This is a genomic window from Pseudonocardia lutea, assembly GCF_042658055.1.
GTDB classification, from domain to species: domain Bacteria; phylum Actinomycetota; class Actinomycetes; order Mycobacteriales; family Pseudonocardiaceae; genus Pseudonocardia; species Pseudonocardia lutea.
In genome coordinates this window covers 16,424-43,381 of sequence record NZ_JBHSQK010000089.1, presented here as the reverse complement: position 1 = coordinate 43,381, position 26,958 = coordinate 16,424, and the positions used below count along the sequence as shown (strand labels likewise).

General features: G+C 73.1%; 28 protein-coding genes. 16 read left to right on the top strand and 12 right to left on the bottom strand.

What is annotated here, in order from left to right; genetic code table 11:
• Positions 1-181 precede the first annotated feature (181 nt).
• The 11 genes from ACFQH9_RS27540 (at position 182) to ACFQH9_RS27490 (ending at position 11,481) form a co-directional block, all read left to right on the top strand.
• A complete protein-coding gene (locus ACFQH9_RS27540; protein WP_379570536.1) occupies positions 182-1,399 on the top strand; it encodes a cytochrome P450 in 1,218 nt (405 codons plus the stop codon).
• Between the two features lie 105 nt (positions 1,400-1,504).
• Positions 1,505-1,786: a nuclear transport factor 2 family protein gene (locus tag ACFQH9_RS27535; RefSeq protein ID WP_379570534.1), complete on the top strand. Its 282-nt coding sequence runs from the start codon at positions 1,505-1,507 to the stop codon at positions 1,784-1,786.
• Entirely contained in the window at positions 1,783-2,760 is a 978-nt protein-coding gene (locus ACFQH9_RS27530) for an LLM class flavin-dependent oxidoreductase (protein WP_379570532.1), read from the top strand. The genes ACFQH9_RS27535 and ACFQH9_RS27530 overlap by 4 nt, the downstream gene beginning before the upstream one ends.
• 411 nt (positions 2,761-3,171) lie before the next feature.
• Complete coding sequence (locus tag ACFQH9_RS27525) at positions 3,172-5,484, top strand: xanthine dehydrogenase family protein molybdopterin-binding subunit (RefSeq protein ID WP_379570530.1); 2,313 nt, start codon at positions 3,172-3,174, stop codon at positions 5,482-5,484.
• A 1-nt stretch (position 5,485) separates the two neighbouring features.
• The gene (locus ACFQH9_RS27520; RefSeq protein ID WP_379570528.1) at positions 5,486-6,061 is read left to right on the top strand and encodes a (2Fe-2S)-binding protein; all 576 of its coding nucleotides are present in this window, start codon (positions 5,486-5,488) and stop codon (positions 6,059-6,061) included.
• Positions 6,062-6,087: 26 nt separating this feature from the next.
• Positions 6,088-6,930: an SDR family NAD(P)-dependent oxidoreductase gene (locus tag ACFQH9_RS27515; protein WP_379570526.1), complete on the top strand. Its 843-nt coding sequence runs from the start codon at positions 6,088-6,090 to the stop codon at positions 6,928-6,930.
• Between the two features lie 32 nt (positions 6,931-6,962).
• Positions 6,963-8,243, top strand: a complete 1,281-nt coding sequence (locus ACFQH9_RS27510; protein WP_379570524.1) for a cytochrome P450 — start codon at positions 6,963-6,965, stop codon at positions 8,241-8,243.
• Entirely contained in the window at positions 8,240-8,749 is a 510-nt protein-coding gene (locus ACFQH9_RS27505; protein ID WP_379570522.1) for a nuclear transport factor 2 family protein, read from the top strand. The genes ACFQH9_RS27510 and ACFQH9_RS27505 overlap by 4 nt, the downstream gene beginning before the upstream one ends.
• 91 nt (positions 8,750-8,840) lie before the next feature.
• Complete coding sequence (fmdA, locus tag ACFQH9_RS27500; protein WP_379570520.1) at positions 8,841-10,094, top strand: formamidase; 1,254 nt, start codon at positions 8,841-8,843, stop codon at positions 10,092-10,094.
• Positions 10,095-10,258: 164 nt separating this feature from the next.
• The gene (locus ACFQH9_RS27495; protein WP_379570518.1) at positions 10,259-10,924 is read left to right on the top strand and encodes an AmiS/UreI family transporter; all 666 of its coding nucleotides are present in this window, start codon (positions 10,259-10,261) and stop codon (positions 10,922-10,924) included.
• 104 nt (positions 10,925-11,028) lie between these two features.
• On the top strand, positions 11,029-11,481 hold the full coding sequence (locus tag ACFQH9_RS27490; RefSeq protein ID WP_379570516.1) for a MarR family winged helix-turn-helix transcriptional regulator: 453 nt from the start codon (positions 11,029-11,031) through the stop codon (positions 11,479-11,481).
• Between the two features lie 73 nt (positions 11,482-11,554).
• On the opposite strand, the gene ACFQH9_RS27485 is transcribed toward ACFQH9_RS27490, so the two are convergent.
• Complete coding sequence (locus tag ACFQH9_RS27485; protein WP_379570514.1) at positions 11,555-12,250, bottom strand: helix-turn-helix transcriptional regulator; 696 nt, start codon at positions 12,248-12,250, stop codon at positions 11,555-11,557.
• A gap of 91 nt (positions 12,251-12,341) precedes the next feature.
• Here ACFQH9_RS27485 and ACFQH9_RS27480 point away from each other — a divergent pair, with 91 nt between their 5' ends.
• From ACFQH9_RS27480 to ACFQH9_RS27470, 3 genes are all read left to right on the top strand, one after another.
• On the top strand, positions 12,342-13,616 hold the full coding sequence (locus tag ACFQH9_RS27480) for an NAD(P)/FAD-dependent oxidoreductase (protein WP_379570512.1): 1,275 nt from the start codon (positions 12,342-12,344) through the stop codon (positions 13,614-13,616).
• Positions 13,617-13,710: 94 nt separating this feature from the next.
• The gene (locus tag ACFQH9_RS27475) at positions 13,711-14,094 is read left to right on the top strand and encodes a pyridoxamine 5'-phosphate oxidase family protein (RefSeq protein WP_379570510.1); all 384 of its coding nucleotides are present in this window, start codon (positions 13,711-13,713) and stop codon (positions 14,092-14,094) included.
• Positions 14,087-14,863, top strand: coding sequence for a methyltransferase domain-containing protein (locus ACFQH9_RS27470; RefSeq protein WP_379570508.1), 777 nt, complete (start codon positions 14,087-14,089; stop codon positions 14,861-14,863). Before ACFQH9_RS27475 ends, ACFQH9_RS27470 begins: the two co-directional genes overlap by 8 nt.
• A 117-nt stretch (positions 14,864-14,980) precedes the next feature.
• Here ACFQH9_RS27470 and ACFQH9_RS27465 read toward each other — a convergent pair whose 3' ends face one another.
• The 11 genes from ACFQH9_RS27465 to ACFQH9_RS27415 form a co-directional block, all read right to left on the bottom strand.
• The gene (locus ACFQH9_RS27465) at positions 14,981-15,196 is read right to left on the bottom strand and encodes a GntR family transcriptional regulator (RefSeq protein ID WP_379570506.1); all 216 of its coding nucleotides are present in this window, start codon (positions 15,194-15,196) and stop codon (positions 14,981-14,983) included.
• Positions 15,193-16,041 carry an SMP-30/gluconolactonase/LRE family protein gene (locus ACFQH9_RS27460; RefSeq protein WP_379570504.1) on the bottom strand — a complete coding sequence of 283 codons (849 nt, stop codon included), beginning with the start codon at positions 16,039-16,041 and terminating at the stop codon, positions 15,193-15,195. The genes ACFQH9_RS27465 and ACFQH9_RS27460 overlap by 4 nt, the downstream gene beginning before the upstream one ends.
• Positions 16,038-17,651 (bottom strand): class I adenylate-forming enzyme family protein, encoded by a 1,614-nt coding sequence (locus ACFQH9_RS27455; RefSeq protein WP_379570502.1) that lies wholly within the window; start codon positions 17,649-17,651, stop codon positions 16,038-16,040. Before ACFQH9_RS27455 ends, ACFQH9_RS27460 begins: the two co-directional genes overlap by 4 nt.
• Positions 17,648-18,040, bottom strand: coding sequence for a Zn-ribbon domain-containing OB-fold protein (locus ACFQH9_RS27450; RefSeq protein WP_379570500.1), 393 nt, complete (start codon positions 18,038-18,040; stop codon positions 17,648-17,650). Before ACFQH9_RS27450 ends, ACFQH9_RS27455 begins: the two co-directional genes overlap by 4 nt.
• Positions 18,040-19,182 carry a thiolase family protein gene (locus ACFQH9_RS27445; protein WP_379570498.1) on the bottom strand — a complete coding sequence of 381 codons (1,143 nt, stop codon included), beginning with the start codon at positions 19,180-19,182 and terminating at the stop codon, positions 18,040-18,042. Before ACFQH9_RS27445 ends, ACFQH9_RS27450 begins: the two co-directional genes overlap by 1 nt.
• Before the next feature lie 72 nt (positions 19,183-19,254).
• The gene (locus tag ACFQH9_RS27440) at positions 19,255-19,884 is read right to left on the bottom strand and encodes a GntR family transcriptional regulator (RefSeq protein ID WP_379570496.1); all 630 of its coding nucleotides are present in this window, start codon (positions 19,882-19,884) and stop codon (positions 19,255-19,257) included.
• Between the two features lie 125 nt (positions 19,885-20,009).
• Positions 20,010-21,119 carry a CaiB/BaiF CoA transferase family protein gene (locus tag ACFQH9_RS27435; RefSeq protein WP_379570494.1) on the bottom strand — a complete coding sequence of 370 codons (1,110 nt, stop codon included), beginning with the start codon at positions 21,117-21,119 and terminating at the stop codon, positions 20,010-20,012.
• Between the two features lie 11 nt (positions 21,120-21,130).
• Positions 21,131-21,913, bottom strand: a complete 783-nt coding sequence (locus ACFQH9_RS27430; RefSeq protein WP_379570492.1) for an SDR family NAD(P)-dependent oxidoreductase — start codon at positions 21,911-21,913, stop codon at positions 21,131-21,133.
• Complete coding sequence (locus tag ACFQH9_RS27425; RefSeq protein ID WP_379570490.1) at positions 21,910-22,455, bottom strand: Rossmann-fold NAD(P)-binding domain-containing protein; 546 nt, start codon at positions 22,453-22,455, stop codon at positions 21,910-21,912. The genes ACFQH9_RS27430 and ACFQH9_RS27425 overlap by 4 nt, the downstream gene beginning before the upstream one ends.
• Positions 22,452-23,606 carry a thiolase family protein gene (locus tag ACFQH9_RS27420; RefSeq protein WP_379570488.1) on the bottom strand — a complete coding sequence of 385 codons (1,155 nt, stop codon included), beginning with the start codon at positions 23,604-23,606 and terminating at the stop codon, positions 22,452-22,454. The genes ACFQH9_RS27425 and ACFQH9_RS27420 overlap by 4 nt, the downstream gene beginning before the upstream one ends.
• Positions 23,603-24,085 carry a Zn-ribbon domain-containing OB-fold protein gene (locus tag ACFQH9_RS27415; protein WP_379570486.1) on the bottom strand — a complete coding sequence of 161 codons (483 nt, stop codon included), beginning with the start codon at positions 24,083-24,085 and terminating at the stop codon, positions 23,603-23,605. The genes ACFQH9_RS27420 and ACFQH9_RS27415 overlap by 4 nt, the downstream gene beginning before the upstream one ends.
• Positions 24,086-24,314: 229 nt before the next feature.
• On the opposite strand from ACFQH9_RS27415, the gene ACFQH9_RS27410 reads away from it, so the two are divergent.
• Together ACFQH9_RS27410 and ACFQH9_RS27405 are read left to right on the top strand one after the other, a co-directional pair.
• Entirely contained in the window at positions 24,315-25,808 is a 1,494-nt protein-coding gene (locus ACFQH9_RS27410; RefSeq protein WP_379570484.1) for an aldehyde dehydrogenase family protein, read from the top strand.
• Positions 25,809-25,841: 33 nt separating this feature from the next.
• Complete coding sequence (locus tag ACFQH9_RS27405) at positions 25,842-26,957, top strand: NDMA-dependent alcohol dehydrogenase (RefSeq protein ID WP_379570482.1); 1,116 nt, start codon at positions 25,842-25,844, stop codon at positions 26,955-26,957.
• The last annotated feature ends 1 nt before the right edge of the window (position 26,958 follow it).

Here is a 26,958-nt window from a genome sequence, read left to right as displayed (position 1 = left end):
TCGTGCGCTCCGGGCGGCGTCAAGGCCCTAACGACGCCGAGTTGGCCGGCCGGCACCGGAGGTCGCCACAGCTCGGCGATCCCCTCTGTCGCCGGCGGACCGGTCTCCGTGGGCTCCCCCTCGATCGCGTCCGATGCTAGCGTCGTTAGGACTATCACGCCGAGGTGAACCGGGGACGCCGATGCAGACGATCACCCTCGACGGCTACGCCGAGGTGCGCGAGGCCTACCGCCAGCACGACCTGGAGCAGGCCCTGTACGACGCGGGCGGCGTGGTCATGGCGGACAGCCTGCTCGTGCTGCACGGCGCCGCCCACCGCACGCGGCGCCGGGTGGAGAACCGGCTCTTCCGCCGCGGCACCTTCCGCTACTGGGAGAAGGCGTTCCTGCGCGACGTCGTCCGGGACACCCTCGCCCCCTTCGCCGCCGCGGGCCGGGCGGACCTGCTGGAGCTCGGCTACCGCACGATCATGAACCTCACCGCGATGGTGGCCGGCCTCGACAAGCCGACCGGCAGCGCCGCCGAGGCGAACAGGGCGGTCGACGCGCTCTACCGCTTCGCGAAGAAGTTCTCCGAGGGCGCCACGATCGTCCACACCACCCGCGACCCCGAGCAGGTGCGGGCCGAGGTCGCCGCGGCGCTCGAGGAGTTCGACACGATCTTCCTCCAGCCGTCGATCGAGCGCCGCGAGGCCCTGCTCGCCCGCTTCGCCGCCGGCGAGATCACCGAGGACGACCTGCCGCGGGACGTGCTCACCGCGCTGCTGCGCAACGGGGACGAGCTGGGGATCGACCGGGACGTCCTCCGCCGCGAGTGCGCTTTCTACCTGCAGGCGGGCTCGCACTCCACGGCCGACGCCTTCACCCACGCCGCGGACGACTTCTTCGCCTGGGCCCGCTGCGAGCCCGACGCCGCCGACAAGGCGCGGCAGGACCCGGCGCTGTTGCAGCGCTGCGTCTACGAGACCCTGCGGCTGCACCCCGCGAGCCCGGTCGCGCAGCGCCGCGCGCTGGCCCCGATCTCGCTGCGCGGCGGCCGGGAGATCCCCGAGGGCGCGTTCGTCGTCCTCGACATCGCCGCCGCCAACCGCGACCCCGCCGTGTTCGAGCGCCCGGACGTCTACGACCCGCTGCGCGAGGTCCCGGCGGACGTCCCGCGGTGGGGGCACGCGTTCGGGGGCGGCATGCACGCCTGCATCGGCACCGAGCTGGCGGGCGGGGTGCCCGCCCCGGAGGGGCACCCGGTGAGCGAGTCCGAGCGGGTGCTCGGCACCGTCACCCTGATGCTCGAGGCGCTGCTCACCGCGGGGGGCCGCCCGGATCCGGACGCCGCGCCGAAGCGGGACCCGCACTCCGCGCGGGACCACTTCGCGTCGTACCCGGTGGTCTTCGAGGGATGAGCGGCACGGGCGCGCGGGCGGCGGTCGAACGGTTCCTGGCCGCGGTCGNCGAAGCACGCCGGGCCCGCCGCGGCGTGCTTCGCCCCCGACGCCACCTACGCGAACATGCCCCACCCGCCGGTCCACGGGCCGGAAGGCGTGCGCGGGCTGCTCGCACCGATCCTCGACCGCTCCGAGTACGTGGAGTGGGAGATCGTGACGGCGAGCTTCACCGAGGACCGGGCGTGGCTGGAACGGGTCGACCGGTTCCGGATCGACGGGCGCGAGTACGCCGTCGAGTGCAACGGCGTGGTCGAGGTCGACCCGGTCACCGGCCTGATCACCGCCTTCCGCGACTACGTCGACCTGCAGGTCTGGCGGGCTCGGCTCGGAGACGTCCTCGGATGAGCCTGCAGGTCGGCGTCGGGCTGTGGACCGGCCAGGGCGCCGACAACAGACAGAGCTACCGCGACGTCGCCGAGCTCGCGGCGGCGGCCGAGGCGGCCGGCTTCGACTCGTTCTGGGTGACCGAGCACCACGGCCTCCCCGGCGGCTACCTCCCCTCCCCGCTCACCGTGCTGGCGGCCCTGGCCCCCGTGACGAGCCGGATCACGCTCGGCACCGGCGTCGTGCTGGCCCCGCTGCACCATCCGCTCCGGCTCGCCGAGGACGCCGCCGTGGTCGACCTGCTCAGCGGCGGGCGGCTCGTCCTCGGCCTGGGTCTGGGCTACGCCGAGCACGAGTACCGGGCCTTCGGGGTGGACCCGCGGACGCGGGGCGCCCGGCTGGAGGCTCTGGTCGGCGCCCTGCGCACGGCCTGGACCGGCACGTCCTTCTCCTGCCCCGACCTCGGGCTCGACGACGTCCGGGTCACCCCCACGCCGGGCGGGCGGATCCCGATCTGGCTCGGCGGGTACGCGGCCGCGGCGGTCGGCCGCGCGGGGCGGATCGCCGACGGGCACCTCGTCGGCCGGGGCGAGCCCGGGATCGTGGAGGCCGCCTCGGCACGGCTCGGGGCCCCGCGCGCCGGGTTCACCCGCGCGGTCAACGTCACCTGCGTGCTCGACGCCCCCGGGGGCGGCGCCGGCTCGGCCCGCGCCGCCTTCGGCGTGCAGCAGCAGGCGTACGAGGCGATCCAGGCGGGCCGCACGGTGTACTCGCGCCCGGTCGCCGTCGGCGCCGACGTCGACGCGTACGTCCAGGTCAAGGGGAACGTCGACGAGGTGGTCGCCGGGCTGCGCGGGGTGCTCGCGACGCTGCGGGCCTGGCCGGAGGTCCATCTCGTCCTGCGCCTGCTGTTCCCGGAGCCGCTCCCGGTGCAGCGGGAGCGGCTGGCGACCTTCGGCAAGGAGGTCCTGCCGCGACTCCGGGAGGGCAGGTGAGGGCCGCGTGAACGCCCAGGACCGGGCCGCCGTCGCCGACGTGCCGGCGCTGTACTGCGAACGAGGCTGAGGCCGCCTTCCCTTCCTCAGGTGCTGCCGCACCTCGGGACGTCTGCCTGTACCTCGGCGAGCCAGGCGGCGTGAGCAACCTGACGACGACGGAGGGGCAGCAGTGCGGGTCGGTGGACCCGTGGACATCGCGGACGCCGCAGCCCACCTTCCCTCCGCCGCCGCGCGGCTCGTCACCGGTGTGCTGCTCCCCCTGCCGACGGGTGCGCCGCGTGCTGATCCCCTTGCGACGGCCGGGCACTCGACGTTAGGTTCCTAGCGTCGGCCGGTCGTGACCGGGGGCACACGCCCTCGCCTCACCCACCGCACGGCCGGTAGGCACGGGACGAGGAGGTCCGGATCATGGGCTCGATGGTCGGCGCGGCGGTGGTCCGCAAGGAGGACCCGGCCCTGCTCACCGGGCGCGGTACGTATGTCGACGACGTGCGCCTGCCCGGCACGGTGCACATGGCGTACGTGCGGTCCTACCTCGCGCACGCGCGCATCCTGTCCGTCGACACCGCCGAGGCCGCTGCCGTGCCGGGCGTCCTCGGCGTCTGGACGAACGCCGATCTCGAGGGTCTGCCGCCCAACCGTTCGGTGCCCGGGATGGAGCGGCCCTGCCTCGCGAAGGACCGGGTGCACTTCGTCGGCGAGTGCGTGGCCGTCGTCGTCGCCACCGACCGCTACCTCGCCGCCGACGCCGCCGAGGCGGTGCTCGTCGAGTACGAGGAGCTGCCGGTGATGGCCTCGATCGCGGCCGCGACCGCCGAGGACGCCGTGCCGATCATCGAGGGCACCGCCTCCAACGTCGTGCTGGAGCAGGTGCTCTCGGCCACGGACGCCGAGGAGGAGCTCGCCGCCGCCCCGCACCGCCTGGCGATCCACCTGAGGAACCAGCGCTGCGCCGCGGTGCCGATGGAGCCGACCGTCTGCCTGTCGGACTGGCAGAACTCCGGGCTCACGATCTACGCCACCACGCAGACCCCGCACCACATGCGCAACGAGATGGCGCAGATGTTCGGGCTCCCCCAGCAGGAGGTCCGGGTCGTGGCGCCCGACGTCGGCGGCGGCTTCGGCGCGAAGGCCTCGTGCTACCCCGAGTTCATCCTGACCGCGGAGCTGTCCCGGCGGCTGCGCCGCCCGGTCAAGTTCGTCGAGACCCGCAGCGAGAACCTGACCTCGATGGTCCACGGGCGGGCCCAGGAGCACGACGTCGAGGTCGGGTTCGACGACGACGGCCGGCTGCTCGCCCTCCGCGTGCGGATCACCCAGGACTGCGGCGGCTGGCCCGACGCGACCGGCATCGGGCTGCCCACGCTGACCTCGTTCATGTCCGGCGGCTGCTACAAGATCCCGGTCATCGCGCCGAGCTTCCGGTCGGTCGTCACCAACACCACCCCGGTCGGCTCCTACCGCGGGGCCGGCCGCCCCGAGGCGTCGTTCATGATCGAGCGGGTGGTCGACCACGTCGCCGCCGAGCTCGGGCTGGACCCGCTGGAGGTGCGGCGGCGCAACTTCGTCCAGCCCGGCGAAATGCCGTTCGCCACCCAGTTCGAGGGCATCGTCTACGACGAGGCGGACTTCCCGGGCGCGCTCGACAAGCTCCTCGAGCACGTCGACTACCCGCTGCTGCGCAAGGAGCAGGCCACCCGGCGGGACGACCCGTCGGCCCCGCTGCTCGGGATCGGGTTCTCCACGTTCGTCGAGATGGGCGGCTTCGGCCCCACCCCGCTGTTCGAGCAGTTCGGCTACGTCGGCGGCTGGGAGTCGGCCAACATCCGGCTCAACGTCGACGGGTCCGCGGTGATCAAGGTCGGCACCAGCCCGCACGGGCAGGGCCACCAGACCGCGTTCGCCCAGATCGTCGCCGACGAGCTGCAGATCGACTTCGACCGGATCACCCTGATCCACGGCGACACGGCCACCGTGCAGGAGGGCATCGGCACGATGGGCAGCCGCGGCGTGCCCGTCGGCGGCTCGGCGGTGATGAAGGCCGCGATCAAGGTCCGGGACAAGGCGGCGCGGATCGCCGCGCACATGCTGGAGGCCGACCAGGGCGACGTCGAACTGGTCGACGGCGCCTTCCGGGTGCGCGGCACCGACCGGTCCGTGGGCATGGGCGAGGTCGCGGTGCGGGCGTTCAAACCGCACCTGCTGCCCGACGGCTTCGACCTCGGCCTCGACGAGACGGCCTTCCACGAGCCGCAGAACCTGTCCTACCCGTCGGGCGCGCACTGCTGCGTGGTCGAGGTCGACCGCGACACCGGCAAGGTCCGGGTCGCCCGCTACGTCGCGGTCGACGACTGCGGCACGGTGATCAACCCGCTGATGGCCAAGGGGCAGATCCACGGCGGCGTCGCGCAGGGCATCGCCCAGGCGCTGCTCGAGGAGGTCACGTACGGGCCGGACGGCCAGCCCCTGGCCGGGACGCTCGTCGACTACACGGTGCCCAGCGCCGTCGACCTCCCCCACTACGAGACCGACCACCTGGTCACGAAGACCAGCTTCAACCCCCTCGGGGCCAAGGGACTCGGCGAGTCGGGCGCCACCGCGGCACCGCAGGCGGTGGTCAACGCGGTGGTCGACGCGCTGTCCCACCTCGGCGTCCGGGACGTCGAGATGCCCTGCACCCCGCAGAAGGTCTGGCGGATCCTCCAGCAGAACGGGAGCTGAGATGTCCCACCACAAGGTCCGGATCACGGTCAACGGCACGGTGGGCGAGGACGAGATCGAGTCCCGCCTGCTGCTGGTGCACTACCTGCGCGAGACCCGGGGGCTCACCGGCACGCACGTCGGCTGCGACACCTCCAACTGCGGCGCCTGCACCGTGATGCTCGACGGGAGGACGGTCAAGTCCTGCACCGTGCTGGCCGTGGCGGCCGACGGCGCCGACGTCCTCACCGTCGAGGGCCTCGCCGGCGGCGGCGAGCTGTCCCCGGTGCAGGAGGGCTTCCGGCAGTGCCACGGCCTGCAGTGCGGCTACTGCACGCCCGGCATGGTCATGGCCGCGACCGGGCTGCTGCTGGAGAACGAGGCGCCGGACGAGAGCGAGATCCGCGAGGGCATCGAAGGCAACCTCTGCCGCTGCACCGGCTACGACATGATCGTCGACTCCGTCCGCTGGGCGGCGGAGAACGGCGGTCCGGGCGAGGCCGCCGAGCGGCACGCCCAGGGCCGCGGCGTCCTGACCCCCGACGAGGCCGCCCCCGCGCCGTCCGGCACGCAACCGGCCCCCGTCGTCACCCCCTGACGCGCACCGATCACCGAGGAGGACCCATGGCCGCCGTCCTGCGCGGACTCGAGGGCAAGAACGTGCTGATCACCGGCGCGGCGAAGGGCCAGGGCTTCAGCCACGCCAAGGCCTTCGCCGACGCCGGCGCCGACATCGCCGCACTCGACATCACCGAACCGATCGCGGACATCTACCCGCTCGCCACGGCGCAGATGCTCGAGGACACCGTGAAGGCGATCGAGGAGATGGACCGGCGGGTCATCCCGCTGCCCTGCGACATCCGGGACGAGTCCCAGGTCGAGGCCGCCGTCGCCAAGGCCCTGGACTTCTTCGACGGGCGGATCGACATCCTCGTCAACAACGCGGGCGTCGCCGCCCTGGACACCATTCAGGGCATGCGCTCGCACGTCATGGACGCCGTGATCGACACGATCGTCAAGGGCCACATGTACGTGGCCAAGTACGTGGTGCCGAACATGATCGGCCGCCGCTCCGGGAAGATCGTCAACATCTCGTCCGGGGTGACCGGCTCGGGACACGCGCAGCTGTCGCACTACGTGGCGGCCAAGCACGCGATCCAGGGCCTCACCTCGGCCTGGGCCTTCGAGCTGGCCGAGTTCGACATCAACGTGAACTGCATCGCACCCGCGACGATCCGGCCGGGCGAGGGCCAGGGCTCCGGCATGGTGCTGGGGCTGGCCGGCGAGGTCGACATGACCCCGGACGCCGCCTACGAGATGTTCTCGGCCGCCGGCAACATGCCTGGACCCAAGTGGCGCACCGAGATGCAGAACATCACCGACGCCGTGCTCTTCCTGGCGTCGGACAACGCCGACCAGATCACCGGCCACGTCCTGCGCGTCGACGCGGGGCAGGGAGCCAAGTAGCCCGCATCCGGACAGCGACGTCGGGGGACGCGATGACCACCACGGAAGACCGACCGACCAAAGCAGTCTTCGACCAGGACCAGGAGGCGATGCGCTGCCCCTACCCGCACTACGCGGAGCTGCGGCGCACCGCCCCCGTCTTCCACGACCCGGAGTACGACATCTACGTCGTGACCCGGCACGCGGACATCGAGAAGGTCAACACCCAGCCGCGGCTGTTCTCCAGCCAGAACCCCATGGGTCCCACGGTGTCCGGGGCGATCGCGGCGATCACGCGGGCGATGACGGACGTGCCGCCGGAGTTCGCCGAGCGGGTCCGGGTGGTGATGAGCCGCGGCGACGTCCTCTTCACCCAGGACCCGCCCCACCACAGCCGGCACCGGCGGATCCTCAACAAGGCGCTCACCCCGCGATCGGTGGCCCGCATCGAGCCGCAGATCCGGCAGATGTGCCACGCGCTCGTCGACGGGTTCGCCGCGGACGGACAGGTCGACCTCGTGCCGGCCTTCTGCTCCCCCGCCCCGATCCACGCGCTGGCCACGCTGCTCGGCGTGCCGGTGGAGAACTCCCGGGACTTCCGGCGCTGGGCGGACGCGATCAACTCCACGATCGGCACCTCGATGACGGACGAGGAGCTGCTCGCCACGCTGGAGACGCAGATCGAGTTCTGGACGTTCTTCGAGAACGAGGTCGAGGACCGCCGGCAGAACCCGAAGGACGACCTCATCACCGCCGTCGTCCAGGCGCGCAACGAGGGCGACGCCCCGCTGACGCCCAACGAGATGGTCGGGTTCTTCAGCCAGCTCATCGGCGCCGGCGCCGACACCACGACCAAGCTGATCTCCTCGTTCATGCTGATGCTGTGCGAGGACCCGGCGCTGATGACCCGGGTCCGGGAGCGCCCCGAGGACCTGCCGCGCTGTCTGGAGGAGGGCCTGCGGCTGGAGTCCCCGGTGCAGGGCCTGTTCCGGGTCGCGACGGCCGACACCCAGCTCGGCGGGGTCCCGATCCCGGCCGGCGCCCACGTCTGGGTCGTCTACGCCTCCGGCAACCGGGACGAGAGCGTGTTCGACCGGCCGGAGGAGTTCGACGCCGACCGCGACAAGCTGCGCTCCCACCAGGCGTTCGGCCACGGGCCGCACTCCTGCATCGGCGCGCCGCTGGCGCGGGCGGTGGCACGGATCGGGTTCGAGGTGCTGCTCGAGCGGCTCGACGACATCCGGCTGGCCGAGGAGGGGTTCGTCCCCCGCTACGACCCGAGCTACGTGATGCACGGGATGCAGTCGCAGCCCCTCACCTTCCGGGCCCGATGACCGACACCTCCGCACTGGCCACGGAGCTCGCTGGCCTGCGCCACCGTGTCGAGGTGCTGGAGTCGCAGGACCGCATCCGGTGTCTGCGCAACCGCTTCCACGACTACGTCAACACCGACCGGTGGACGGAGATCGACGAGCTGTTCACGGACGACGCCGAGCTCGACTACTCCTACCTCGGACGAGCAACCGGGAGGCAGGCCATCGGCGGATTCTTCGGCCGGATCCCGGAGCTGCTCCCGGCGGACGCCGGAGCACCGTTCGTGCGGCAGTTCGTCCACGGCCACTCGGTCGAGGTGAGCGGCGACGACGCCGGAGGCACGAGCCACCTGCTCGCCACCCCGATCTACCACGGCCGGAGCTTCCTGTTCGCGGGCCGCTTCACCGACACCTACCGCCGGGTGCAGGGGACCTGGTACTTCTCGTCGGTCACCCTGGACATCTGGTACTCGGTGCCGCTCGACGAGGGCTGGACGGGCCCGGAGCGCCATCGCATGTCGCTCTAGACGCGGCGCCGCTTCCTTCGTTGACAGGCCCTTCCTGCAGGAATACTTTCCTTCGGAAGCAATTCGACTCGGAGGGCGGGGAGGGACAGCGGTGCCCGAGGTCGTGTTCAGCGTGGATCAGTCGAAGTCGATGCGGGACCAGGCGGTGCCCGGGCACAACCGCTGGCACCCGGACATCCCCGCGGCGGCGTCCGTCCGTCCGGGTGCGGAGTTCCGGGTCGAGTGCCGGGAGTGGACCGATGCACAGCTCGGCAACAACGACTCGTCGAACGACGTGCGGGACGTCGACCTGGATGTCGCGCACATGCTCAGCGGTCCGATCGAGATCCAGGGCGCCGAGCCGGGTGACCTGCTGGTCGTGGACATCCTCGACCTGGGCCCGTGCCAGCCGCCCCAGGAGTACGGCGACGCCCCCGGCCAGGGGTGGGGCTACACCGGGATCTTCGCCAAGGCCAACGGGGGCGGGTTCCTGACCGACCACTTCCCCGACGCCTACAAGGCGATCTGGGACTTCCACGGTCAGGACGCCACCTCGCGGCACATCCCCGGGGTGCGCTACACCGGCATCACCCACCCGGGCCTGTTCGGTACGGCGCCCTCCGCCGAACTGCTGGCGGAGTGGAACCGCCGGGAGCAGGCGCTGATCGACCAGGACCCGGATCGGGTGCCGCCGCTGGCCCTGCCGCCCCTCGAGGACGGGGTCCTGGCCGGCACGTTGAGCGGGGCGGAGTTGGAGCGCGTCGGGCGCGAAGGGGCGCGCACGGTCCCTGCGCGGGAGAACGGCGGGAACCACGACATCAAGAACTTCACCCGGGGCAGCCGGGTCTACTACCCCGTGCACGTGTCCGGAGCGAAACTCTCCGGCGGCGACCTGCACTTCTCGCAGGGCGACGGCGAGATCACGTTCTGCGGCGCCATCGAGATGGGCGGCTTCATCGACTTCGGCGTGGACCTGATCAAGGGAGGCATGGAGAAGTACGGCATCACCACCAATCCGGTGCTCATCCCGGGTCGTGTCGAGCCGCGCTACAGCGAGTTCCTCACCTTCATCGGCGTCTCGGTCGACGAGACCTCGGGCGACAACCTCTACCTGGACGCCACCGTCGCGTACCGGCGGGCCTGCCTCAACGCCGTCGAGTACCTGAAGAAGTTCGGCTACTCCGGGGAGCAGGCCTACCTGCTGCTCGGCTCGGCCCCGATCGAGGGGCGGGTGTCGGGCGTCGTGGACATCCCGAACGCCTGCTGTTCGCTCTACCTGCCGACCGGGATCTTCGACTTCGACATCCGGCCGACCGCCGAGGGCCCACGGTCGGCGGACCGCGGCTCGTGCGCGACCAGCAGCTGACGACCCGGGAGACACTGAGGGTGGCCGCGCACTCGGGGCGGAGGGGGGCGCGCGCCGGAGCCGCGCGTCGTCGGCGAGAAACGCGGCCGCCCACTCCGGCCTCGGCCGGGACCGACCGCGCCGTGGGGTCCTGCACCGACAATCGAGAGTGAGAGGCGAATCCGATGCTGCTCGCCGTGGTGTTGTTGTACGTCGGAGCCGTTCTCGCCGTGAACGGGATCTGGCTGATCGGCCAGGCGCGGGCGGCGGAGGAGGTCGAGCGGGTCCCGGCCCACGCGGCCGCTGCGGCCGGCGAGCCGGCGGACGTCCCGAGCTCGGTCGGCGGCCGGGGGGCCGAACCGGCCCCGGCGCGAGCAGAGCGGTCGCCGCTGTTCCTGCAGAACCGGGAAGTCGCGGTGATCAACATCTTCACCGGCTTCGTGGGCGTGGTGATCGCGCTGATCTTCCTGGTCCAGGGTGCGGTCGGCAACAACCTCGCCTCGGCGCGGAGCGGGGGCTTCATCCTCCTGTTCGCGTTCACGTACCTCTGGGTGGCGTTCAACCAGTACCTCGACGCGGGCGGCCGGGCCTTCGGGTGGTACTGCCTGTTCGTCGCGATCACCGCGATCCCGGCCGGGATCTACACGCTGCAGAACGCGAACGGGAACGTCGCCCTGATCTGGCTGGGCATCAACTGGTTCGCGTGGGCCGTCCTGTGGGGACTGTTCTGGGCGCTCCTCGCACTCGAGCTGCCGATCGCCAGACCCACCGGATGGATCACCATCGTCGAGGGCGTCGCCACGTCGTGGGCCCTCGGCTTCGCCGTGCTGATCGGGGTCTTCTCGTTCTGAGCCCCGCTCGGGCCTCCGCGACCTGTGGCGCAGCTTCATCCGACACTTCGAATCGGTAGTGTTTACGATGACAGCGATTCCACCGCTCTCGGAGAGGATGTTCCGTGGCCTCAACGCCCCTCGTGCCCCGAGGGGCGTCGTCCCCGGCCCGGCGGGCCCAGTCGCTCCACACCCTGCTCGCCCGTGTCACGAACCAGGTGGCGCAGCAGGTCGAGGCCACGCTGGCCGGCTGTGGGCTCGCTCTCGAGCAGTGGCGCGTCCTGGACCTGCTCGCCGACGAGCAGGGGCACTCCATGTCGGAGATCGCCGAGCACGCCATGGTGCCCGCCCCGACGCTGACGAAGATCGTCGACCGGCTCGTGGACAACGCCCTGGTCCACCGCCGGGTCGACGAGCGGGACCGTCGCCGGGTCCTCGTCTTCACCACCGATCACGGCGCCGACCTGCACGCCCGCATCGCACCGCAGGTCGGCCGGGCGGAGGACGACGCGGTGGCGGAGCTGGCGCCGGACGACGCCGCGCGGCTCGTTCACCTGCTGACCAGGCTCGCGGCATAACCTCGGGCCGTCCGGGTCACGGGCCGGGCAGGGGCACGGACCTGCGAAGACGCGTCAGCCGGCGACGGCCGTGTCAGGTCGCGGCGTCCTCGTGCACCGTCACGCAGCACCGGTCGGGAGCCGGGTCCAGCCGGGCCCTCGACCCGGGAGCTCCGAACTCCTCCAGGAAGGCGGTGAGCAGGCTCAGGTTGATCCCGCAGACGAGCGCGGTGTGATCGCGGGCGAGGGCGTGGAAGGGACAGTTCCCGAGCACCGTCACGGCCTCGTGCCGCCGCGGCTCGTAGCCGTGCTCGCCCAGGGCGGCGACGACGTCCCGAGGCGTCGGCACCGCCGAGGCGCACCTTTGCCGGGCCTGCGCTCCCAACCGGCGTCCGGTCGCCGCGGCGGCCTCCCGGACGGCGTCGAGAACCGGCACCCCGGCGCGGGCCGCCGCGTCCACTCCCTCGGCGAGGACCTGACCGGCCAGGTCGTAGTGCCGCTGCGGGAGCGTGACCGCGACCTGGCGGGCGGAGCGCCGGTAGAGCTTGGTGGGCCGGCCGGCGCCCGGGCCCCGTCGCCCCGACAGTCGGCGGAACTCCGTGTCGAGCAGCCCCTCCTCGACGAGCTTGTCGAGATGGAACTTGGCGGTGTGCCGGGGCAGCCCGACACCCTCCGCGGCGCCGTCGCGGCTCACGGGCTCCGGCTGCGCCGCCACGTAGAGGTACAGCGCCCGGCGGGCCGGTTCGGCGAGCGCGCTGACGCCGCTGACCTGCGACACGAAGTCGTCCACCCGACACCACCTTCTAACGGACACAGTCATTGACTCAACAGGGCCCCGGTTCTAACGTCCACGATAGCGTCCTTTAGATCCGGGAGGGGTCATGGCCACTCAACACTCCCAGTCCACCTCGCCGACGTTCGTGATCGTGGGCGCCGGACTGGCCGGCGCGACCGCGGCCGAGGCGCTCCGTAGCGGGGGATTCGACGGTCGGATCGTGCTCGTCGGCGCCGAAGCGCACCGGCCCTACGAACGGCCGCCGCTGTCGAAGGGCTACCTGCAGGGCCGCAGCGACCGCGGTTCCCTCGAGGTGCGACCGCTCCGGTGGTACGTCGACAACCGGGTGGAACTGCGTCTCGACACCCTGGTCACCAAGATCCACCGGCACGCGCACGAGCTCGAGACCGCCACCGGCGCCTGGCTGTCCTACGACAAGCTGCTGCTCACGACCGGCGCCCGACCCCGCCGGCTCCCGGTGCCCGGGTCCCGGCTCCGCGGGGTCCACTACCTGCGCACGGTCGACGACAGCGAACACCTGCGCGCCACCCTCACCCCGGGGACCCGGGTCGTCGTCATCGGGGGCGGCTGGATCGGACTGGAGGCCGCCGCGGCCGCCCGGGCCGGCGGCGCCGAGGTCACCGTGCTCGAACACGCGGCCCGGCCCCTGCAGTCGGTCCTCGGGCCGGAGCTGGCCGGCGTCTTCGCCGACCTGCACACCGAACACGGTGTCGAGCTGCGGTGCGAGGTCACCGTCACCGCGATCCGTCCGGCCGAGGGCAGCCCGGACCGGGTCGGCGGGGTCGTCCTCGCCGACGGGACGCAGGTCGAGGCCGACGTCGTCGTGGTCGGGATCGGTGTCGAGCCGAACGTGGAGCTCGCCGCATCCTGCGGGCTCGACGTCGACGACGGGATCGTGGTCGACCGCCACCTGGTCTCCTCCGACCCCGACATCCTCGCCGCCGGTGATGTCGCCAACGCCTCCCATCCGCTGCTGGGGCGACCGATCCGGGTCGAGCACTGGGCGAACGCGCTCCACCAGCCGGTCGTCGCCGCCCGGACGATGCTCGGCGAGGACGCCACCTACGACCGGCTGCCGTACTTCTTCACCGACCAGTACGAGCTCGGCATGGAGTACACCGGATGGGTCGACCCGCAGCGAGAGCACCAGGTCGTCGTCCGGGGCGATCTCGCGGAGCGCAAGTTCGTCGCCTTCTGGGTTCACCGGGACCGGCTCGCCGCGGCGATGAACGTCAACGTCTGGGACGTCGCCGAGACGCTCGCGGGCCTGATCCGGGACGACTCGCGGGTGGACCCCCGGGCGCTCGCCGATCCTGCGGTACCCCTCGACCAGCTCATCCGGAGCCGAGCCGACGGCTGATCCGTCCGGTGGAGCGCAGGCCACGCACCACATCCGTGCGGACGATCCGTGCCGCCGGCGCCGCGCGTGGGTGGCCGGCTCTAGCCTCGACCGCGTGAGCATCGCCGTTCCCACCGACGACCTGGCCGCGACCGTCACCCGCTTCGGCTTCGCCTACCTGGTGACCCTCGGGGACGACGGCAGGCCCCACGTCACCGCCGTGTCTCCGGCGGTGACCGGCCACGAGCTCGTGGTCGGCGATCTCGGCCGGACGACCCGCGCCAACCTGGCCACGCGGCCCGTCGTCACGCTGGTCTGGCCGCCGAGCACGGCCGACGGCTACTCCCTGATCGTCGACGGGGACTCGACCCTGTCCGGTGACGCCCTCGTCGTCACGCCGAGGCGGGCGGTCCTGCACCGGCCCGCGCCGGCACCTGCCCCGGGGCCCGGGTGCGGTGCCGACTGCGTCGAGGTCCCGACGGGCGCCGAAGGTGACTGAGGACGCGTGGGCAGCCCTGACGGACGCGTTCGTCGACGGCGCCTACGCCTCGGTGAAGGGCCGGGTGCGGACCTACGTCCTGCACCGGCAGCTGCTCCGGCACCTCCCGCCCCCGCCGGCCGCCGTCCTCGACGTGGGCGGTGGTGCCGCACACCAGTCCCTGCCGTTGGCCCGCCTCGGCCACGAGGTCACCGTGCTGGACTCGTCGCCGGCGATGCTGGCCCGGGCGCAGCAGCGCATCGAGGCGGAGCCGGAGGCCGTGCGACGGCGAGTACGCCTGCTCGAGGGCCCGGGCGAACAGGCTGACCTCCTGACCGGTGGGCGCCGGTTCGACGCGGTCCTCTGTCACGGCGTGCTCATGTACCTGCAGGATCCGGCGCCGATGGTGGCGGCGCTGTGCCGGTGCGTCGCTCCCGGCGGCGTCCTCTCACTGATGGCCCTCAACGCCCGCACGCTCGCGGTGCGACCGGCGCTCGAGCACCGGTGGTCCGACGCCCTGGCCGCCTTCGACGCCGGCTCGGAACTGGGCGTTCTCGGGACCGAGACCCGCGCCGACACGGTCGACGACCTGTCGGCGCTGCTCCGCGACTGCGGGCTCGCGCCCGAGGCCTGGTACGGCGTCTGGCTGTTCGCCGACTGGATGGACCTCCCCCTCGACACCACGGACGTCGAGGCCGTCGCCGAGGTCGAGCTCCGGGCCGCCGACCGCGACCCGTACCGGCAGCTCAGCCGGGTGTTCCACCTGGTCGGGCGGCGAGCCGCGGCCTAAGCCCGCCGGCCGACCTCGAATTGGCGCGCGCGCCGGTCGGCCAGGACGGGCCCGGCTGCCGCCCACACCGCCGCGCCGCCGTGCGCCGCCGTGCGCCGACGCGCGGGGAGCGTCCGATCAGCAGACGTAGCTGCCGGACTGGGCACGCGTCCGGATCGTGCCCGAGTGGGCCAGCTCGCGCAGGGCACGGCGGAGGACCGCCCGCCCGACCCCGAGCCGGACGGCCAGTTCACGTTCCGCCGGCAGCCGCGACCCGGTGGAACGGGCAGCCACGAGGCCGCGCAGCGCGGTGAGCAGTTCGGAGAGGTCGCCGACCGACGAGGGCGCGGTCACGCTGCCCCCGCCCGGAGGGCGAGGCCGCGGGCGCGACCGGGCGGCTCGACGAGCAGCACCCGGCCGCCCTTCGCGCCGGTGACCACGAGGACGTCGAGTTCCGGGCCGGCGAAACAGAGGTTGGTCGGGAAGGTGGGCTCCGGGAAGCGGATCTCGCCCGCGGGCCGGCCGTCGGGCTCGAAGACGACGATCGCCTCCGCGTCGGGCACGGCGGCGTAGAGGCGGCCGTCGGCGTCGAGGGCGAGCCCGTCCGGACCACCCGCGGGGAGCGCCGCGGGGGCTCCGACGGGGACGAGCCGGTCGCCGGTCCACCGGTGCCGTGTGACGAGGCCGTCGTCGGTGTGCGCGAGATACAGGAGGTCCCCCTCCGGTCCGAACGCGAGCCCGTTGGGGAAGGCGAGGCCGCCGAGGAGGACCGAGGTCGTCCCGGTGACCGGGTCGTGGGCGCAGAGCCGACCTTCCCCGGTGCTGCCGGGCAGGCCGGGGTCGGTGAACCAGACTCGCCCGTCGGGCCCGAGGGCGAGGTCGTTCGGCGCCAGCGCTCCCGGCACGGGGACGTCGGTGACCCGGCCGGTGTCGAGGCGCTGCAGGCCTGCGGGGGTGGGTCGGGGCGATCGGCTGGGACGCAGGGCGGCGCCGTTCTGCGCGACCCAGATCGCGCCGTCCGGACCCTCGGTGAGGCCGTTGGGTCCGCCGCCGACCTCGACCGCGCCGCGGACGCCGCCGTCGAGGTCGATCTCGACGACGAGCCCGCGGGACAGGGCGACCACGAGCAGCCGGCCGTCGGCGGTCCACAACGGCCCTTCGGTGAAGCCGATGCCGGCGGCGAGGGTGTGGATGCTCATGTCACACCCCCGGCCAGGACGTCGCGCAGCGCCCGCTTGCTGACCTTGCCCGTGTCGGTGAGGGGCAGCTGGTCCTGCGTGAGGACCTCGATCCGGCTGGGGACCTTGTACCCGGCCGCCCGGGCCTTGACGTGGGCGACGAGCGCCGCGGCGAGGTCCGGTCCGGGATCGTGTCCGAGGCGGGCGACGACGGCCGCGACCATGGTCTCGTCGCCGTCGGCCGAGGGCACGCCGACGACGTAGGCCTGGTCCACGTCGGGGTGGCTGCAGAGGAGCTCCTCGACCTCGAGGGGCGCGATGTTGATGCCCTTGACCTTGAGCATCTCCTTGCTGCGGCCGACGACGTGCAGCCGCCGGTCCTCGTCGAGGAAGCCGAGGTCGCCGGTGCGGAACCAGCCGCCGGGGCGGAACACGCCGTCGTTGAGCTCGGGCCCGCCGAGGTAGGCGTCGATCACGCAGCCGCGCAGCTCGATCTCGCCGGTCTCACCGGTTCCGAGATCGCGGCCGTCGGGGCCGGTGACACGGATCTCCTGCGTGGGCACGACGGTCCCGGAGGTGTGCAGCCGCACCTCGAGCGGATCGTGGGCGTCGGAGACGGTGGAGTGCCCGTAGCCCTCCGTGAGCCCGTACATGCTGCAGATCTCGGACACCCCGAGCTGCTCGACCACCAGGCGCTTGTCCTCGGCGGTGAAGCCGGTGGTGCCGGTCCGCAGGGCGGAGAGGTCGTGGCGACCGAAGGACGGGGCCGCGAGCAGGGCGCGCGTGGTGGGGGCGAGTCCGTAGTAGACGGTGCAGCGTTCGCGGGCGAGGAACTCCAGCGAGCGGTCGCCGTCGACGCGCTCCTCCAGGCACAGGGTGACGCCGTGGGTGAGGGCGACGGGCAGGGCGTTCGCGCAGCCGTAGCCGAAGAAGAAGGGGGCGGCGATCCAGAGCCGGTCACCGGGGACGAGGTGCTGGCGGCGCCCGATCTCGTAGCCGTTGCGCAGGAGCTTGCCGTGCTCCAACGGCACGGGTTTGGGACGCGCGGTGCTGCCGCTGGTGAACAGCAGCAGGGCCAGGTCGGTCGGTGCGGGCGGGTCGAGGGGCCGGGGCGCGGCCTGCCCTGGCAGCTCGACGTCGGCCGGCCAGACCAGCGCCCCGCGGTAGCCCTCGGCCGGCGAGGGGTCGGTGTCGGCGAAGGACCGCCCGAATCCGGCCGCGGTGAGCTCGCCGAGGACGTCGCGGCCGAAGATCGTGGTGTCGGTGACGACCAGGCGCACCTCGGAGGTGCTCAGGACGTGGTCGAGCTCGGGTGCGCGGTACCAGGTGTTGACCGGGACGACCGTGAGACCGGCGCGGTGCGCCGCGAGCGCGGCGATGATCCAGCGGACGCCGTTCGGCAGCAGGACCCCGATCCGGTCGCCCCGGCTCAGGCCGGCGTCGGCGAGGAACGCCGCGAGGCGGCGGGTGCGGTCGGCGATCTCGGCGTAGGTGACCCGGCCCTCCGGCCCCACGACGGCTTCGGCAGCGGGACGGCGCGCGGCGAGATCGTCGAGGACCTCGGGAACGGTGAGGGCGGCCGGCCCGGTGCCGGACGCCGTGGGCACGGGGGTGCCGGTCGGGGCGCTCATGGCGCTGCTCCTTCGGGGTCGGGGCGGAACACGACGCGCGGCGGCTCACGGTTCGCGTCGATCTCCGCGGTCACGGCCTGCCCGATCCGGATGTCCCGGAGGTCCCCGGTGGGCAGGCCGGTGAGGGTGGTGACGAGTCGGGGACCTTCGGCGAGCTCGACCACGGCGACCGGGTAGGGCGCGGGGTGCTCGGGCAGGTAGGTCTTGTGGAAGACCACGGCGCTCCAGAGGGTGCCGCGGCCGGAGGCGGTGAACCATTCGGCGGCGTCGCGGGCGCCGCAGCGCGGGCAGACCTGCGGGGGCGGGAAGGCGGCCGTCCCGCAGGCCCCGCAGCGCGCCACCCGCAGCAGGCCGGCGCGCAGTCCGTCGAGGTGAGGTCGGACGTCCATCAGGCGTCCCGACCGAACAGCACCGAGGACACGACCGGGGCGGCGCAGGCGTACTGGACCGTGCGAGCCGCCGGCACCTGACGCGGCCCGCACTCGCCGCGGAGCTGGCGCACCGCCTCCACGACGAGGCCCCAACCCTGCAGGTAGCCCTCGGAGAGCTGACCGCCGGAGGTGTTGCAGGGCAGCTCACCGCCCAGGGCGATCCGGCCCCCGGCGATCCACTCCCCCGACTCGCCGGGCTCGCACCAGCCGAGCCCCTCGAGGGTGAACAGCACGTTCGGGCTGAAGTTGTCGTAGACCATGAGCGCGTCGACGTCGTCGCGGCTGCGCCCGCCCGACCGCAGCACCGCCTCCCCGACTTCGGCCAGCGCATCGGCCCAGAAGTCCTCCGGCGGCAGGTCGGACCCGGTCAGCCGGGCGCGTTGGGCGGCGCCGAGCACGTGGACCGGGCTTCGGGGCAGGTCTCGGGCCCGGTCCGGCGTGGTGAGCACGAGCGCGACACCACCGTCGTTGATCTGGCAGTAGTCGAACAGGTGCAGGGGGGCGACGACGTAGCGCGAGGCGAGGTAGTCCTCCGGCGTCAGCGGGTCGCGGCGCAGGGCCTGCGGGTTGAGGGCGGCGTGCGCGCGGAAGGTGGTGGCGACCGTGCCGAGCTGCTCCTCGGAGGTGCCGTACAGGTGGCGGTGGCGCTGCAGCATCAGCGCCGAGAACGCCCCGGGCGAGGTCATCCCGTACGGCGCGGTCAGCGCCGGGGTGGTGCCGTACCCCTCGCCGGCGGCGGTGGAGCCGGAGTTGCCGGCACCGTAGGTGGCGCCACGGGTGCGGCCGTCGTTGCCGTAGACCAGAGCCACCGTGTGGCACAGGCGCTCGCGCAGCGCGGCCGCACCCAGCTGGATCGCCGGGCCGGTCATGCGGCCCTCGGGAGGTAGCGCCGTCGTCCAGCGCGGGTCGAGGCCGTGCTCGGCGGCCAGGGCCTCGTAGCTGTCCACGCGGTGGGTCAGCAGCCCGTCCACGTCGGCGGCGGACAGGCCGGCGTCGTCCAGGGCGTTGCGCAGCGCCTCGCCGGCCAGGTCGTCGGCGGTGCGTCCGAGGGCGCCGAAGTCGGTGGTGCCGATGCCGACCACCACAACGGGAGTGGTCATGTTCCGAACCTCCGTTGTCCGGATCTTTGATATAGGAGACGGCGGCGAGCCGCGTGGGCGACGGGGTGGCCGTCAGTCGGCGAGGATGCCGTCGCGCTTGAGCGCCGCGACGACCTGGTCGCCCTCCTGCTGGACGTGCTCGCGGTTGGCCAGGTCGGCCTCGGCCTCGTTCCCGGCGCGCAGCGCGGCGATGATGCGGGCGTGTCCGCGGTTGGCCTGGGGACTGGCGGCGGCCGGCAGGCTGTAGACCTCGCGCGGCAGGTTGTGCGACAGGTGTCGCAGCACCGAGAGGGTCCGGCGGCTCGCCCCGGTCTTGTTGATCAGGGAGTGGAACTCCCAGTTCAGGTCGTGCAGCAGGTCCGGGTCGTCGCTGGCGCACATCTGCGCGTGCAGCTCCTCGAGCCTGGCCAGGACCGGTTCGGTGATCCGCCGCACCGCGCCGGCGGCGGCGAGCCCCTGGGCCATGCCGTAGAGCCGGTAGTGGTCGATGATGTCCTCGGCGCGGATCGGGACGACGAAGGTGCCGCGGTGCGGCTCGGAGGCGACCAGCCCGTCGGCCTCGAGGGTGATCAGCGCCTCGCGCACCGGCAGCCGGCTCACGCCGAGCTCCTCGGCGATCGCGTCCTGCGGGACGCGCTGCTCGGCCTTCAGCCGTCCGTCGAAGATCATCGAACGGATGTGCTCGGCCACCTCGACGCTCATCGCCCGACGCTGCAGGCGGGGGCGAGCGGCAGCGCGTGCCCGTCCAGCCACGCCGGCTCCCCCCGATCGCCCGTTCAGTCCTGGATAAACTATCACCCGCGCCAGAGGGGTCGACCGCGCGGCGGTCATCGCGCACCCGCCGTGAGTGACACGCCCCAGCGGCGGAAGGCCTCGTCCACCGTTGCGGCCCTCCCGGCCTGCAGCGGGGTGCGGTCGAGGCGCGGCGCCGCGGCCGGCTGCGGCCCGTCCGGCCGCTGCTCGAGGGTCCGGCGAGCGCGGAGATGGGCGTCGAGGGGAGCCTCGGCCAGGGACAGCACCGGGGTGACGCACGCGTCGAGGCTGGCGAAGACCTCGGTCCACTCCGCGCGGGTGCGGGTCGCGAACGCGGCGGCGACGGCCTCCTTCGTCTCGGGCCACCGACCCCGGTCCCACTGATCGGGCAGGGCTTCCGGGTCGAGGCCCAGCCCCTGCAGCAGGCGGGCCCAGAACTGGGGTTCGATGCTGCCGACGGCCATGTACTCGCCGTCCGCGGTGGCGTAGACGTCGTAGAACGGGGCGCCGGTGTCGATGTCGTTGGTGCCCGGCTCGCCCGACCAGCGGCCCTGCGCGGCGCGGCTCCAGATCCCGGTCATGAGGAGGCTCACGCCGTCGACCATGGCCGCGTCGACGACCTGCCCGCGACCGCTGCGGTGCCGCTCGAGCAAGGCGGTGACGATGCCGAAGGCCAGCAGCATTCCGCCACCGCCGTAGTCGCCGACCAGGTTCAACGGCGGGACCGGGGCCTGTCCGCGGCGTGCGATCGACCGAAGCGCCCCCGTCAGCGCCAGGTAGTTGATGTCGTGGCCGGCCTCGCGGGCGCGCGGTCCGTCCTGGCCCCAGCCGGTCATCCGCCCGTAGACCAGGCGGGGGTTGTCCGCCCGGCAGTCGTGGGGGCCGAGCCCGAGCCGTTCCATGACGCCGGGCCGGAACCCCTCGACGAGCACGTCGGCGCGGCGGACCAACGCACGGGCGGTGTCGAGGTCGGCGGGGGCCTTGAGGTCCAGGCCGAGCCAGGGGCGGCCGCGGGTCAGCGCGCCGCCGTCGACCGGGCCGGTGGGCCGGTCGATCCTGATGACGTCGGCGCCGGCGTCGGCGAGCAGCATCGCGGCGAACGGGCCCGGCCCGAGGCCCGCGAACTCGACGACCTTCACCCCGGCCAGGGGCCCGTCGTTCGGCTGCTGCGGGAATTGGGACATGGTGTGTCTCCTCATGCGGCGTACGGGTCGCCGATGCTGCGCCCCCCGCACACGACGAGGACCTGCCCGGTGACGTAGGGGGCCTCGGCGAGGTACGCGACGGCAGCGGCGACGTCGTCGGGGCGCCCGGCGCGACCGACGGGTATGGCGTCGAGCGTGCGGCGGCGGATGTCCGGCGGCAGCCCGTCGGTCATCGGGGTCTCGACGAACCCGGGGGCCACGGCGTTGACGGTGATCCGGGCGGGGCCGAGCTCGAGGGCGAGCGACCTCGTTGCGCCGACCAGCCCGCCCTTGGCCGTGGAGTAGGCGGTGGACCCGAACGTGCCGAGCCAGGCGCGGGAGGCGAGGTTCACGATCGCTCCGCGGCCCCGTTCGGCCATACCGGGTGCCGCGAGGCGGGTCAGGGCCAGCGGTCCCAGCAGGTTGATCTCCAGCAGGCGCCGGAACAGGCCGGGCTCGAGCTTCCCGATCCGCGCGTCGCGCAACACGCCGGCGCAGTTGACCAGCAGGTCCACCCCGCCGAGGTCCGCGCCGAACTCGACGGCCGCGGTCCGGGATCGGGGGTCGGTGACGTCCAGGACGAGCGGGTGCGCCTCGCCCGGCTGCTCCGCCGCGATGCCGATCGCGGCGGCCGACACGGCGTCCAGGTCGAGGTCGGCGACCACGACCGTCGCACCCCGGGCCGCGAGGGTGGCGCAGATCGCCCGGCCGATGCCACCCGCTCCCCCGGTGACCAGGGCGACCCTGCCGGTGAGGGTCGGGGTGCTCACGGGCGCGGTCACGGGCGCGGTCATGGGCGCAGCCTCCCCAGGTCGGAGCCTGCGGTCAGGTAGATCTCCTGCCCGGTGATCCGCTCGCCGCCCGGGCCGAGCAGGGCCGACAGCTGGGCGGACAGCGGCGCCCGAGCGACCCGGTCGGGGTCGTCGCCCGCGTCGGCCTCCACGGCCACGACGTTGACGGTGACGCTGTCGCGGGCGAGCTCGAGGGACAAGGTGCGGGCCATGGACAGCACGCCGTTGGTCACCGCGGAGGCCGCGGCGCCCCCGTTGACCGCCATGAGGGGCGGTGCGGGCAGGACGAACACCAGGCGGCCCCCGGGCCGCAGGTGGCCGAGCTCGCTCCGGACCGCGGCGAGCACCTCCTCGAGCGCGCCACCGACCTCGTCGGCCAGGCGTGCGTCGGTCAGCTCGGCCAGCGGAGCACGACCGGGCACGCGCGCGACGACGCAGACCGCGGGTGCGGCGGCCTCCACGCTCTCGAGGGCCCGCTCGACCAGTGCGGTCGGCTCGCCGCCGCCCACGACGTGCACCGCCCGTACCGGAGTGGACGCCGTCATCGCGCCATCACCACCGTGGTGACCGAGCCGCCGTCCGTGCCGTTGACGGTGCCGCCCTTGCAGTAGGCCAGAGCGGTGCGGGCGCCCTCGACCTGCCGCCCGCCCGCGGTTCCCCGCAGCTGCCACGTCAGCTCGCACACCTGCGCGGCCCCGGTGGCGCCGACGGGGTGGCCGCGCGAGAGCAGGCCGCCGGAGGGGTTGACCGGCAGCCGCCCGCCGAGGGCGGTGTGCCCGTCGGCCGCCCACGCGGCGCCCTGTCCGTGCGGGACCAGCCCGAGGCCCTCCATGCGCACGATCTCGGCGATGGTGAAGCAGTCGTGCATCTCGACGAGGTCGATCTCGTCCGGGCCGATCCCCGAGAGCTTCCACGCCTCCTCGCCGGCCCGACGGGAGACGTCCTCGGCGTTGAGATCACCGAGCCCGGTCTGCACGGCGCCGCTGACCAGCCCGACGCCCAGCACACGGGGAACCGGACCGGAGAGCCCCAGCCGGCGCAGACCCGCAGGGCTGCACAGCACCACTGCCGCGGCGCCGTCCGAGATCGGGCTGCAGTCCAGCAGACCCAGTGGCTCGGCGATCTGCCGCGCCCCGAGGACCTGCTCCAGCGCGATCGGCTTCTGGTACTGCGCGAACGGGTTGTGCACCGAGTGCGCGTGGTTCTTCACCGCCACCGCGGCGATCTGCTCCCGCGTGGCGCCGTGGTCGGCCATGTAGCGGCGGGCGCTCATCGCGTGCCCCGCGGCCATGACGTAGCCGACCGCGGCGTCGAGATCACCCGGGTCCGGGCGGACGCCGCCGGAGATCCGGTCGGTCATCTTCTCCACGCCGATCACCAGGACGACGTCGTGCAGCCCGGCGGCCAGGGCGACCCAGGCCTCGCGGACCGCGGTGGCGCCGCTGGCGCAGTAGTTCTCGTGGTTGGACACCGGCCTGCCGTCCAGCCCGAGCTGGGCGGCGACCCGCTGCCCGGCCACCGGTCCGCCGAACACGTGGCCGACGGAGAGCGCGTCGACCTGTCCGAGGTCGGCTCCGGCGTCGGCCAGGGCGGCGCGGGCCGCCCCGACGGCCAGACGCTCGAGCGTGACGTCGGCCGGGTACTTGCCGAACCGGACCATCCCGGCGCCGGCGACATGGGCGGGCGCGAGGTTCATGCGGTCGCCCCCGTCGTGCTGGCGCGGAACCGGAAGCCCAGCAGCTCGGCGCCGTCGTCGCCGGTGGCGAACGGGGTGAGCTCCAGCTCGACCGGCAGCCCGAGCTCGACCGCCTCCGGCTCCACGCCCACCACGGTGGACATCAGCCGGACCTGATCGGCCGGGACGTCGACCCAGGCCAGGATGTAGGGCACCGCCACCCCGGGCGGTGCCTGCCGGACGACGGTGAACGAGTGGATCCGCCCGCGGGTGTCGAGCGCGGTCCGCTCCAGTCCGTCCACCGCCCGGCAGGCCGGACAGAACTGACGGGGCGGGAAGGTCGTGGTGGCACACGCGCCACAACGGGATCCGAGCAGACGCGGCGGCTTCAGCGAGACCAGGCCCTCGCGGAAGGGCCGGGCCCCCGCAGGAGCCGGGGCATCCGTGGTGTTCGTGGTGTTCGTGGTGTTCGTGGTGTGCGTGGTGTGCGTGGGGGGCATCGACGCCTCCAGGGACGTTCGGCGGGAGCAGTGGGCTCCCGCCTCTGCTCCGAGATTAGATCCTTGATACAATCCTTGCAAGGTGGGATGGTGCTTGTTGCACCCGCCAGCGCGTGCCCGTACGCGGGCGCCGCCGAGAAAATCCCAGCTCAGAGTGGAACATGTGGGCCGATGGTTGTGCTCACCGCCACCGTGTGCGAATGTATCAATTATCGAGAAGGAGTCACTGATGACCCTGAGCGTCGACACCCGCACCCTCTCCCCCGCCGTGGCCTCGAGGCTGGACCTGCCGCCCCACGTGTTCGTGGACGGGCAGGCCCTACCGGCCCTGAGCGGACGGACCCTCCCCGTACTCGACCCGGCCGACGGCCACCGGATCGGCACCGCCGCCTGCGGCGACGCGGCGGACGTCGACCGCGCGGTCCAGGCCGCGCGGCGGGCGTTCGACCCGGCGTCGGAGTGGCGGACCATGACGCCGATCGAGCGCGGCAAGGTCCTGCACCGCATCGGCGACGCCATCCTGGAGCACGCGGACGAGTTCGCCGAGCTCGAGGTGCTCGACGCCGGCAAGGTCCGCGGTGCCGCCCGCGGCATCGACGTCGACTTCGCCGCCCGCTGCTTCCACTACTTCGCCGGCTGGCCCACCAAGATCGTCGGTTCGACGGTGCCGACCTCGCACCCGGGCATCCACATCGCCACCGAGAAGGACCCCGTCGGCGTGGTCGGTGCCATCACGGCCTGGAACTTCCCGCTGCTGCTGTGCGGCTGGAAGCTCGCGCCCGCCCTGGCCGCGGGCTGCACCGTCGTGCTGAAGCCGTCGGAGGAGACCCCGCACTCCGCGCTGTGGCTGGCGGAGCTGGCCGTCGAGGCGGGCCTGCCCGCGGGCGTCCTCAACGTCGTGCCGGGCCGCGGGCAGGAGGCGGGCCGGGCCCTGGTCGACCACCCCGGCGTCGACAAGATCACCTTCACCGGCTCGACCGCGGTGGGCAAGGAGATCGCCCGCCGCGCGGCCGACCAAGTCACGCGGGTGACGCTGGAGCTCGGCGGCAAGAGCGCGAACATCATCTTCGCCGACGCCGACCTCGACGCGGCCGTGGAGGGCTCGGCCGGGGGCATCTTCTGGCACTCCGGCCAGACCTGCAGCGCCCCCTCGCGGCTCTACGTCCACCGCTCCGTGCACGACCAGGTCGTGGAGCGGCTGCACGCGATCGCCGACCGCCTGCGGCCGGGACACGGCCTGAACGAGGGCACCGAGCTCGGCCCCCTGGTCAACGCCGCGCAGCAGACGAAGGTCGCGCGGCACGTGACCCTGGCCGGCGAGCAGGGCGCGACCGTCCACGTCGGGCCGGACGTGCCCGCGGACGGGTTCTTCCACCCGGCCACCATCATCTCCGACGCCCGCGACGACATGGCCTGCGCCACCGAGGAGATCTTCGGCCCGGTCCTGACCGTGCTGCCGTTCGACGACACCGACGAGGTGCTGCGCCGCGCCGACGACAGCGAGTACGGCCTCGCCGCGGGCGTCTGGACACGGGACGTGAACCTCGCGCACCGCGCCACCAAGGCCTTGCGGGCCGGGACGGTCTACGTCAACGGCTGGGGCCTCACCGACCCGGCGGCCCCGTTCGGCGGCTACCGACAGTCCGGCTACGGGCGCGACCTGGGACCCGACAGCCTCGAGGGCTACCTCGAGACGAAGTCCGTCTGGACCTTCCACGGCTGACCAGAGCCGATCACCCTGCACAAGGAGACACCCGTGAAGACACGCGCCGCCGTCCTGACCGGCTACCACACCCCGTTCGACGTCCGCGAGATCGAGCTCGACGCGCCGCAGGCGGGCGAGGTCCTGCTGAAGATGACCGCGGCGGGGCTCTGCCATTCCGACCTGCACATGGTCGACGGCGACAACGTCGTCCGCTTCCCGATCGTCGGCGGCCACGAGGCCGCGGGCGTCGTCGAGCAGGTCGGCCCCGGCGTGACCAAGGTGCAGCCGGGCGACCACGTGGTGTGCAGCTTCATCCCCTCCTGCGGGATCTGCCGCTACTGCTCCACCGGCCGCCAGAACCTGTGCAACCAGGGCGCCACCATCCTCGAGGGCTCCATGCCCGACGGCACCTTCCGCATGCACGACCCCGAGCTCGGCGACATCGGAGCCTTCTGCATGCTCGGCGCCTTCTCCGAGTACGCCACCGTCTCCGAGCTGTCCTGCGTCAAGGTCGACGACTGGCTCCCGCTGGACAAGGCCGTCCTCGTCGGCTGCGGGGTCCCCACCGGCTGGGGCAGCGCGGTCAACGCCGGCGGGGTGAAGCCCGGCGACACCGTGGTGGTCTACGGCCTCGGCGGGGTCGGCATGAACGCCGTCCAGGGCGCCGCGCACGCCGGCGCGAAGTACGTGATCTGCGTCGACCCGGTCGCGTTCAAGCGCGAGGCCGCTCAGGAGTTCGGCGCCACCCACGTCTTCGCCACCGCGGCCGAGGCCGCCGAGGCGGTCAGGGAGCTCACCTGGGGCGAGGGCGCGGACCAGGCCATCTGCGTCGTCGGGGTGATGACCGAGGAGGTCATCACGGACGCGTTCGCCGTCATCGGCAAGGGCAGCACCGTCGTCGTCACCGGCGTCGCCAACCCCGCCAACCTCACCGTGCACGTCTCGGGCTCGGACATGGTCTTCAACCAGAAGACGATCAAGGGCACGCTCTTCGGCTCGTCGAACCCGCAGTACGACATCGTCCGGATGCTGCGCCTCTACGACGCCGGGCAGCTCAAGCTCGACGAGCTGATCACCCGCCGCTACACCCTCGACGAGATCAACGACGGCTACCAGGACCTGCGCGACGGGAAGATCATCCGCGGCATCATCGACTACTCGAAGTGAG